Source organism: Cereibacter johrii (genome assembly GCF_001720585.1).
GTDB lineage: Bacteria > Pseudomonadota > Alphaproteobacteria > Rhodobacterales > Rhodobacteraceae > Cereibacter_A > Cereibacter_A johrii.
The window spans coordinates 1-6,937 of record NZ_MABH01000214.1 but is presented as its reverse complement, the minus strand read 5'-3'; the positions used below and the strand labels follow the sequence as shown (position 1 = coordinate 6,937).

The 6,937-nt window shown below is 68.7% G+C and carries 5 protein-coding genes; 1 reads left to right on the top strand and 4 read right to left on the bottom strand.

From position 1 onward, the window contains the following. Positions 1 to 314 precede the first annotated feature (314 nt). Positions 315 to 1,673: a sulfotransferase family protein gene (locus A9O63_RS18220; RefSeq protein ID WP_069333188.1), complete on the top strand. Its 1,359-nt coding sequence runs from the start codon at positions 315 to 317 to the stop codon at positions 1,671 to 1,673. Positions 1,674 to 1,716: 43 nt separating this feature from the next. On the opposite strand, the gene A9O63_RS18215 is transcribed toward A9O63_RS18220, so the two are convergent. The 4 genes from A9O63_RS18215 to A9O63_RS18200 form a co-directional block, all read right to left on the bottom strand. Continuing rightward, positions 1,717 to 2,436: a methyltransferase domain-containing protein gene (locus A9O63_RS18215; protein ID WP_069333187.1), complete on the bottom strand. Its 720-nt coding sequence runs from the start codon at positions 2,434 to 2,436 to the stop codon at positions 1,717 to 1,719. 95 nt (positions 2,437 to 2,531) lie between these two features. Then, positions 2,532 to 3,524 (bottom strand): hypothetical protein, encoded by a 993-nt coding sequence (locus tag A9O63_RS18210; RefSeq protein ID WP_069333186.1) that lies wholly within the window; start codon positions 3,522 to 3,524, stop codon positions 2,532 to 2,534. Continuing rightward, on the bottom strand, positions 3,525 to 5,780 hold the full coding sequence (locus tag A9O63_RS18205; protein WP_069333185.1) for a glycoside hydrolase family 99-like domain-containing protein: 2,256 nt from the start codon (positions 5,778 to 5,780) through the stop codon (positions 3,525 to 3,527). A gap of 63 nt (positions 5,781 to 5,843) precedes the next feature. Then, entirely contained in the window at positions 5,844 to 6,644 is an 801-nt protein-coding gene (locus A9O63_RS18200; protein ID WP_069333184.1) for an ABC transporter permease, read from the bottom strand. Positions 6,645 to 6,937: the final 293 nt, after the last annotated feature.

Sequence of the window (6,937 nt, the reverse complement as noted above, 5' to 3'; positions counted from 1 at the left end):
TGCCCCGGTCCGGCGCGGCGATCCCGAGGGGCGCTCCGGGCGCCCCGGCCCCTAGCGGGAACGGCGCGCCCCGGCCCCGGACACTTCCGTCCTCTGGAAAGTGGAGTCGATTTTCATTGTTTTCCGGTCCCACTGCCTGCCGAAAGGAACAGGCGCCGCCCGCCCCGGCTTGCAGAAGCCGCGTCCCCGTCCATAGTCGGAGGACCACCCTCGCCGCCCACCCTCGCAGCCCCCCTCACCGCCAGGTCCGGCAGGGCGCTCCCGCGCCCGATCCGGCCGCCCGCCCTGACCCAGCCAGAGGTTCACCGCGCTTCATGACGTCCGACCAGGCCCCTGCCCGCCCAGCCCTTCTCGTCCTCGGGATGCACCGCTCCGGCACCTCGGCCCTCGCGGGCGTGCTCGGCCGGGCGGGCTTCGCTCTGCCGCAGGAGCTGATGCCTCCGACCGAGCACAATCCCCGGGGCTATTTCGAATCCACGCGGATCTTCCGGCTGAACGATGCGCTTCTGGCCGCGGCAGGCTCCTCCTGGGACGACTGGCGGGCCTTCGACGCGGACTGGCATCTCTCGCCCGCGGCCGAGCCGTTCCGCGCCGAGGCGCAGGAGGCGCTCGCGGCGGAATTTCCCGGCACGGCGCCGATCGTGCTCAAGGATCCGCGGATCTGCCGGCTGCTGCCCTTCTGGACCGGGGCGCTGACCGAGGCAGGCTTCCGGCCGCTGGCCGTCTGCACCCACCGCCCCGCGCGAGAGGTGGGCGCCTCGCTCGCGCGCCGCAACGGCTGGCCCGAGGCGCGCGGCCTCCTGCTCTGGCTGCGCCATGTGCTCGATGCCGAGGCCCAGACCCGCGGCAGGCCCCGGGTCTTCGTCTCCTACGACGGGCTGCTCGCGGACTGGCGGGGGACGCTCGGGCGCATTGCGGAGGCCTTCGATCTGGCCCTCCCGCGCCCGCTCGACGAGGCCGCCCCCGAGATCGAGGCCTTCCTCTCGGCCGACCTGCGCCATGCGCCGGAGACGCCCGCGGCCGGGGCGGGCCTGTCCGACTGGATCGCCCGCCCCGAGGAGATCCTCGACCGGCGGGCCGCCGGAGAGGACCGCCCCGGAGACCGCGAGACGCTCGACCGGATCGCGGCCGAGGTTGCGGCCGCGGCCCCGCTGCTGGCAGACCTCGCCGGAGCGGTGGAGGAGCAGGGCGCCCGGCTGGAGCGCGAGGCGGCCCTGCGCCACGAGGGCCAGACCATCCTGCAGCAGGAGAGGCAGCGGCTCGGCGGGCTGACAGCCGAGCTGCAGCTCCAGCTTCATCACAGGGCCCTCCATGTCGCGGAGCTCGAGCGCCATGCGGGGGAGCTTGCCGAGCAGCTCCGGCAGAAGGCGCAGCACGAGGCCGAACTCGAGCGCCACGCGGGAGAGCTCGCCCGGCAGCTTCGGCAGAAGACGCAGCACGCGGCCGAACTGGAGCGCCATGCCGGAGAGCTCTCGGCCCTCGCCCACGAACTGCGCCAGCAGGTGCATCACAAGGGCCGGCATGTGGCCGAGCTCGAACGCCATGCGGGCGCCCTGCAGACCGCGGTGACCCGCCTCGAGGCGGAGCAGAGCGCCCTTCTGGACAGCGCCTCCTGGCGGGTGACCGGGCCCCTGCGCCGCGTCTCCGAGGCCCTGCGCCGCCCGAAATCCTGACCGCCGCGGCCCGTGACGCGCCGGGGCGGGCGTGCCCGCCCCCTCAGGCCGGGCGCGTCGCCAGATAGATCTCGGTGAACTCTCCGATCAGCCCCAGATGATGGTGGTGGAAGCGGAACAGCTCGACGTCGAAACCCGCCCAGGCGTGGATCAGCTCGGGCAGGTCGTAGCCATAGTGGAAGGTCACGAGCGAGCCTGCGTCGCTCACCGGATTGCCGTGATATTCCGGCTCGGCCAGATGGTCGATGCCGCCGTCGGGGCGGTAGCGGGCCCGCCGCTCGCTGGTCACGCGCTCCTTGTAGGTGGGGACCGAGAACAGGTAGGCGCCCCCCGGCACGAGGGTGCGGAACACTTCGCGGAAGACCTTCTCGGGCTCGTTCACATGCTCCATCACATCGAGCGTGACCACGAGGTCGAACCGCCCGTCCTCGAAGGTCTGCGCTTCGAGATTCTCGTTGCGGAAGCCGCGCACCGTCGCGCCCAGCGGTTCGCCGGGGAAGAACTGGCTCGCGACATAGGACCGGCATTCCCGGGCGAGCCGGGCCGAGATCCCCCGGTCGGCGGGCGAGGATTCATGGATGCGCCGGTCGCGCCAGTCGGGGCGCGCCCGCTCGAGCACGGTGGCCAGCGCGCGCTCGCGCGGGATCGAGCCGCAGACCGAGCAGAAGAGGTTGTCGCGGAACCAGGGGCTTTGCGATCGGAATTCCGCCGGGGATCCGCAGGCATTGCAGAAGCCCTGATGGGCATAGACGGCGGCTGTCATCTCTGTCTCCGGCACCAGGACGTTCGAGAGTTCCACCTGTCCCCAACGCGGCCCGGCTGGCAAGCCCCCTCTGCCGGGGGCCGTCCCCCGGGCGGTCAGCCCCGGCGGGCGCGATAGATCCAGCGGCTGCACCGGATCCAGAACGAGGTGTTGAGACCGTCGCGATAAACGCGCTTCTCCTCGGGATCGCTTTCCGCAATGCGGAACTCCGGCTGCACCGCCTTCCGGCGTTCCGACAGACGGCCGTTACGCTCCTTCGCATAGGCGAAGAGCTGCTGGAACTCCGGGTATGTCCACAGGCAGGACCTGGCCTCTTCGCCATATTCGATGCGAAAGGCACCTGTCGCACAATCGATCACCCAAGGGGCCGCTTGCTCCGGTTCCGTGATGACACAGGCCGCAAAGGTCGGCAGCGCCAGCGGCGAAACGTTTGACAGCCCGTCATGGACAACCTGAAGCGAAGAGGCTGGGAGACCGCAGCCCAGCGTGTCCAGCATGGCACCCACGACCCCGTCCCGATGTCGGCGGCAGGCATCAAAATCGAGGAAAGTGATCTCTTCGGGCGCGAAGGCAGAAAGCAGATGATCGTAGAGCAGGTTGTAGTCGATCCACAGCCCGTCCGTCATGTCGCGTCTGAGAACGGAATCGACCATGGTGGAGGGTTTGGGCGGTTGCCGCTCCTTGGAGGCCTGCAGATAGATCGACTGCATGAATTGCCATTGCTCACGCAACACGCAAACCACCGACACGCTTTCGAAATCCGAGAGCAGTTCGCGCATGGCCCGGAAGTCCACCTGAGCACCGGGCTTGCCGCGCGAGAATTCCTCGGAGCTGAGAACCAGCGTGCCCGGAACGCGGGCATAGTCACGCGCGAGCTGTTTCAGCGTCTCGATGCTGCCCTGGGGCAGGGCATACATGTCGGGCAGCTTGTTCCACTCCATCACGAGCCCGTGGTGGCCCGCGACGCGGCTGAGGCGCGGATAGATCACCCCATGCTGCCGCAGAAGGTCCGCATTATGCGCGAACATGTCCTGGATCGTGGTGGTTGCCGTCTTGTGCGTTCCGATGTGCAGAACGACTCTTGCCATTCAGTGTGACCTCATGCCGTGCGCGGGCGGCTCCGCAAGATGGGTGGCGGGCTCCGCCGCTCCCAGATGCTGCCGCATCACCTGGAGATTGAGATCGCCGAAGGTCAGGCTCGGCTCGAGGACGGCCTTCTCGGCCCATTCGTTCCAGGCATTGACGAAAAGCTCGCGGCGATAGGAGGCAGGCACGCGGCGCTCGAGCGCGCCCGCGAGCCAGACGTTGAAGGTGGCGGGATTGGCCCCGTAGGCCACATGGCCCGCCGCCCCGCGCCGGGCCGTATTGTCCCAGCCCGGCATGACGCCCGCGATCGTGGCCTTGGGCAGGGTGCGGACATAGGTCTCCGACAGGGCCCGGCGCGCGACGGCGGCGTAATCGTAGATCAGCCCCGAGAAGGCGGGGTTCATCGCGCAAGGCATCCGGTTGCCGTCGGGGCCGCCGAAGAGATAGTCCGGCCCCTTCACCAGCCCGTGCGGCGGCATCTCGACCCAGAAGTCGAAGAGCCCCTCGGGCACCGGATGGGCGCCCTCGACATGGAACCGCACCGCGCCGAGCTCGACCTCGCCGATCCCCGCCCGCCGCCAGCCCTCGCGCAGCCGCGCCACGCTGGCCTGCGGATCGGGCATGTCCTCGGGACGGTAGATCACGAAGCGCGGACGGCGGCCGTCGGGGCGGGCATAGCGCGGATCGCGCAGATAGGGGGCGGTGTCGGCGGCGAGCTTCTCCTCGAAGCCAGCGCCATAGCTCTGTTCGAGCAGCACGGTGCCCGACAGCCCGTCCCAGTTGCGCCGCCAGCTCTCGTTGGCCCAGCAGAGATAGAAGGGAAAGTCGATCTCGGGCCGCGCCATCAGCCGGTCGATCGGCGCCTCGAGGATGCGGCGGCCGTCGAACCAGTAGTGATAGACGCAGAAGGCGTCGATCCCGGCCGCGCGGGCCATCGCCGCCTGCTCGCCCATCACCTCGGTGGCGCGCAGGTCGTAAAAGCCCAGATCGGCGGGCAGCATCGGCTGGAGATGGCCCTCGAACATCGAGGGCGCCTTCACCACCGAGCGCCATTCGGTGAAGCCCTTGCCCCACCAGGCGTCGTTCTCGGGCACGGGGTGGAACTGGGGCAGGTAGAAGGCGCTGACGAAGGCAGGCTTCGCGGGCGCCGCCGCCGCGGCCGGGCCGAGTTCGCTCGTCTGCAGGACCTTCTGCCCGGCCCGCGCGGTCAGATAGCCCAGCACCCGCTCGATCGCATGGGCGAGGGTGCCGTCGACCTGACCCTCCTCGATGTCGAAATCCTCGAGCCGGAGCTGCAGGCTGCGCAGAAGCCCCAGCACCAGGGGCTTCACCCAGTAGATCGAGCCCGCCGGGAAGGAGAGCGCCTCGCGGTCCAGCGGGATCTCGATGCGCTGGAGCAGGTGGCGCGTGGCCTCGACGTTCGAGCCCCACCATTGGGTGCCGGTGTAATGCTGCCCGTCGGCCACCCAGAAGCCCGCCTCGGGCGCCTCGATGAAGGCCTCGAGCTTCTCCTCGAGCCCGGTCTCGGGCAGGATCCCCTCGATCAGATGCTGCCGCCAGAGATCGCCGTCCTGCCGGTGGGGGGATTTCTTCGTGTGGAACTTGCAGACCGCCCGGTAGCCGTCGAAGGCGCCCGCATTGAGCAGGGTGACGAAGGGCAGGATATCGCGGCCGCGGTTCGGCATCGGGGTCACGAAGGCGCCGGGGAAGTCGGCGCGGATCTCCTCGGCCAGCGCGTCGGTCTCCTCGCCGCGATAGGTCAGCGTGACATAGAGGTCGAAGGGGATGCGGAGCCGCCGCAGACGGGCGGCGAACTCGGGCCAGAGATCGGGATAATAGACATGCACCGCCACCGCATAGGGCGCGGTCTGGCGCCCGTGCTCGAAGCGGACCTGCGGCATGCCGCGGGCGGGAAGCGCCACGACCTCGGGCAGCTCCTTGGTCAGGCGCTGCTCGGCATGGCCCACGCGGACATAATGCAGGAAGGGCGGCACGCCGGCCTCCGCCACGTCGGGATGATAGCGCAGATAGGCCTGGGGCGAGAAGTCCGGGTTCGGCCGGTAGCCCAGCTGCTCGCCATAGGCGATGTAGTGTTTCTCGGGATATTTCAGGTAGATCGGGTTCAACCCAGGATAGGCCCCCCGATAATAGGTCCGGTCGAAAAGCCCGCTTTTCCGGATTGCGCGGAGATAGCGACGCTCCTCGCCCGTCAGGACCAGGATCCGGGCAAATCGGCGCAGACGGTGAAGTTTCAGCATGTCCGTCTCCAAATGAATGGCCGATACCTAACAACTACCTGAGGTAGACGCAAAGGGACGAGGTCATGCCCCCTCGTTCAGAAGCATCCGGTGATGACGGTTCAGCAACAGCATGCCGAAGAAGAGACAGACGAGGCTTACGGAATAGGCATAGAGCGGGTCGACCAGCCGGGCGTCGTAGGTGGCAAAGAAGCCCTGGCGCATCTTCGCGATCACATGGGTGAGCGGGTTGTAGGACAGGAGCGTGCGGAAGGGCTCGGGCACGGTCTCCATCAGGAAGAAGATCCCCGACACAAGGAACATCGGCCGGTTGAGGATGGCCCAGACCCGTTCCCAGACCGGCGCCACGCTGAAGAGATAGCAGTTGAGCGTGCCCACGCCCATCGCAAGCGCCGCCGCCATGCTGAAGGCCTCGAGGATCGCGGGCAGATCGAGGCTCACGTTCAGGCCGTAGAAGGCGACGATGCCCACCATCACGATCACGAAGACCACGAGGTTCGTCAGGGTGTTGAGGAGGAACCGGCTCAGGATCGCATCGAAGAAGCTCACCGCCGGATAGGCGAGAAGCGGGCGCGAGAAGCGGATCGACTGGCCGATCTTCGAGGTGAGGGCGCTGTAATACATGAAGGGCAGGTAGCCCGTGGCATAGAAGAGCGCGAAGTTGTTGCCCAAGGGCGGCGAGCGCATCACGAAGGAGAAGACCACCGTCAGCAGCGTCAGCGCCGCCACCGGCTCGGCCACGGCCCAGAGATAGCCCCCTGGAGAGCGGCCGTAGCTCGTGGCCATCTCGCGCAGCATGAGCGAGAGGACCGACCGGCCCCAGACGAAGCGCCGCCCTGCAAGAAGACCCGAGAGCCCCGTCATTCCGCCTGCCCCAGTCGCCTGTCCCCGTCCGCCTCCGGCCCTGCCCCCGGATGGGGCGGCGGCCGGAGCGGCCATAACATCACTTGCAACCAGCGGTGTAAAGCTGGCATACCTTGGGCGATCAGCCCCGAGCCCGCGGACCCGCCATAGTGAACGCTTCCAAGCCGTCGGCCCCGCAAGCGCCTCTTGCCGACCCGCGATCTTCCCGGATTTCCGAGCCCGCGGAGACCCCGCGCGAGGCCCAACCCGCGGCCCCGGTCCCCCGCCCCCGTCTGGGCGGCGCGGGCCCGGCC